The sequence below is a fragment of the Desulfobaculum sp. genome (genome assembly GCF_054921475.1).
The window spans coordinates 1-2,964 of the sequence record NZ_JBUDSW010000347.1 but is presented as its reverse complement, the minus strand read 5'-3'; the positions used below and the strand labels follow the sequence as shown (position 1 = coordinate 2,964).

At 67.8% G+C, this 2,964-nt stretch carries 3 protein-coding genes and 1 pseudogene; all 4 read right to left on the bottom strand.

The features are described from left to right. Positions 1-985 (bottom strand): tryptophan synthase subunit beta (trpB, locus tag ACY69P_RS15705; RefSeq protein WP_462328161.1); only part of this gene is annotated, 985 nt, incomplete at its 3' end. A gap of 76 nt (positions 986-1,061) precedes the next feature. Next, entirely contained in the window at positions 1,062-1,691 is a 630-nt protein-coding gene (locus ACY69P_RS15700) for a phosphoribosylanthranilate isomerase (protein ID WP_462328160.1), read from the bottom strand. Further along, positions 1,688-2,461 carry an indole-3-glycerol phosphate synthase TrpC gene (locus tag ACY69P_RS15695; RefSeq protein ID WP_462328159.1) on the bottom strand — a complete coding sequence of 258 codons (774 nt, stop codon included), beginning with the start codon at positions 2,459-2,461 and terminating at the stop codon, positions 1,688-1,690. Before ACY69P_RS15695 ends, ACY69P_RS15700 begins: the two co-directional genes overlap by 4 nt. Then, a pseudogene (locus ACY69P_RS15690) lies at positions 2,454-2,964 on the bottom strand (anthranilate phosphoribosyltransferase); the annotation flags it as partial. The pseudogene ACY69P_RS15690 and the gene ACY69P_RS15695, both read right to left, overlap by 8 nt.

Below are 2,964 nucleotides of genomic sequence, written 5' to 3'. Positions count from 1 at the left end.
CCTGATCGTCGGTCACGCTCACGTATTCCGCGCGGCCCGAGGTCTCCAGATGCACATGCTCCGGCCCAACGCCCGGATAGTCCAGCCCCGGCGCAACGGAATGCGAGGGCATAATCTGGCCGTCCGGCGTCTGGAGCAGGCGGCTCTTGGCCCCGTGCAAGACGCCTTCGGTGCCCTTGGTCACACTGGCGGAATGGTAGCAGTCCGGCGTGCCCTCACCCGCGGCCTCAACGCCCACAAGGCGCACTTCGCGGTCCTCAAGGAAGGGGTGGAAGATGCCGATGGCGTTGGAGCCGCCGCCCACACAGGCGACAATGGCGTCCGGCAGGCCGCCGAACTTCTCCACGCTCTGCTGGCGCGTCTCGTGCCCAATCACGGTCTGGAAGTCGCGCACCAGCTCCGGGAAGGGATGCGGGCCAACAACGGAGCCAAGGCAATAGTGCGTGGTCCCCTGCTCCGCAATCCAGTGGCGCAGGGCGGCGTTGGTGGCGTCCTTGAGGGTTTTGGTGCCGGATTGCACCGGGCGCACCTCCGCGCCGAGCAGTTCCATGCGCCGCACGTTGTGCGCCTGCCGCTCCACGTCCGTGGCGCCCATGTACACAACGCATTCAAGGCCGAGGGCGGCCGCCGCCGTGGCCGTCGCCACGCCGTGCTGCCCCGCGCCGGTCTCCGCCAGCAGGATGGGCTTACCCATGTGCTTGGCGAGCAGCGCCTGCCCCATGGTGTTGTTGATTTTATGCGCGCCGGTGTGGGCGAGGTCCTCGCGCTTGAGCCAGATATTGAAGCCCACCTGCTGCGACAGGGTGCGGCACAGGGTCAGCGGCGTAGCGCGGCCCACATAGTCCGAAAGCAACTGGGCATAGTCCGTCAAAAAATTACGGGACCGGACAATGCGCGCCATGGCCTCCTCAAGTTCCTCCAGCGGGGGCATGAGGAGCTCCGGCACAAACTGTCCGCCGAAGGCTCCGTAGTATCCTTTCTGCATATCTCTGTGGCCTCCAACTCCGCCACACGGCGGAGGATTGAGTGTTCTCTCGTTGTCGTTTGCTTTCAAAAACGGTTTACGCGCCGCGCAGGAGTGCCAGCGCCTGCCCCACAAGGACCTCGTCCTTGCGTCCGGGCGCGGACTCCACGCCGGAATTGAGGTCAAAGCCGTCCGGCGCACACTGCCGCAGCGCCGTTGGCAGCGTCTGCGGCGACAGGCCCCCGGCAAGGAGCCACGGCGTAGGACTGCGCAATCCGGCCAACCCCGCAAAATCAAGGGTCCGGCCATGGCCGCCGCCAGCGGTTCCGGCGTCCAGCAAGGCAAGGGCCATGGCCCCGTCAAAGGCGGCAAGCTCCGCCTCCAGCCCGGCGCGGCGAGCATGGGCCTCCGGACGGAACACGCGCATAACGCGCTCCGGGCCAATGGCCATGCACGTCGCGCGGTCGTGGTCTCCGGCCAGCTGGGCAATGTCCAGCCCGGCGCGGGCCATGATGCCGCGCACCTCGCCTGCGTCCTGCGAGACGAACACGCCAACGCGCGTTACGCCCGGCGTACGGATGGCCGCCGCGTCCTCAGGGGCAATGTTGCGGGGGCTGGAGGGATGGAAGATGAACCCCAGCATATCCGCGCCATGACGGATGCACATGTCGGCGTCCGCCTGCCGCGTCATGCCGCAGACCTTCACCCGAAAGCGCGCGCCGCTCATGATGCGCCCCCCGTGGTCAGCCGCCGCAGCGCGCCCGCCGGGTCGCCGCCCTCCATAAGGAAGGTGCCCACCAAGACGGCGTCATACCCCAGCCCGGCCAACTCGCTGACCTGCGCATGAGTGGTGATGCCGCTGGCGCTGATCCACAACTCGCCAGGCTGCTTGCGCTCAATGAGCGTGCGGGAGGTTTGCACGTCCACGTCCAAGGTGTCCAGGTCGCGGTTATTCACCTGAATAAGCCGCGCGCCTGCGGTGCGGGCGCGGGCAAGGTCGTCTGCGTCAAAGACCTCGGTCACAGGCGTCAGGCGCAGGTCGCGGCACAGGGTCAAGAGTTCCGCCAGCCGGTCCACATCCACCATCCGCGCAATAAGCAAGACGGCGGACGCGGGCGTTGCCGCCGTCTGCACCAATTGCAAAGGATGCAGGATGAAGTCCTTGCGCAGGAGCGGCAGTCCGCTGGCGCAGGCCTCGCCCAAAAACTCCAGCTTGCCGCGGAAGTGGTCGGCCTCCGTCAGTACGGACATGGCCGCCGCGCCGCCGCGGGCGTAGGCCTCGGCCACATCCCGCGCGCGCAGGTGCGGGGCAATGTCGCCCCGGCTGGGGGACGCGCGCTTATACTCGGCAATAACCGCCCCCGGACCGTGCTGGACAAGGCGCTCCACAAAGGGCGGACGCGGCCCGGCGTAGGGCGCGGGCAAGGCGCCACGCGCCTGCATATCCTCAAGGGCGGCAATCTCCGCCGCCTTGGCATTGGCAAACCGCTCAAGCATTGATCAACGTCTCCCCGGCCCCGGACGCCAGCGCCTCACGCGCGGTGTCCATGGCCTCGCTGAGGGTGTAGTCGTCCTCCAGCAGGAACAGGCACATGCCCAGATTCAGCGCCGTCATTTCGCGCATGGCGATGGGACCGCGACCGGCCAGCACCTCGCGCAGGGCGTCCACGGCTTCCTCGCGGCCACGCACGGCCACGGCCTCGGGCGCATGCAGGGCAAAGCCAAGGTCGCGCGGGTCAAGGCGCTCCTCGCGCAGCCAGCCGTCGCGCACCTGCACAATGTCATTCACGCCAAAGGGGGTGAGTTCATCAAACCCGCCGGCGCCGTGCACCACCGCCGCGCGCGTGACGCCGGTATTCGCCAGCACCGTCGCCATCCGCAGGACAAACTCCGGCATAGCCACACCCAGCAGTTGATGCGTCGGCCGCGCGGGGTTCAAAAGCGGCCCCAGCAGGTTAAAGAGCGTGCGGCAGCCGATTTCCTTGCGCACCGGCATCACG

Coding starts and splice junctions, on each gene's coding strand:
- ACY69P_RS15700 (WP_462328160.1), bottom strand. CDS start 1,691: ATGAGCGGCGCGCGCTTTCGGGTGAAGGTCTGCGGCATGACGCGGCAG.
- ACY69P_RS15695 (WP_462328159.1), bottom strand. CDS start 2,461: ATGCTTGAGCGGTTTGCCAATGCCAAGGCGGCGGAGATTGCCGCCCTT.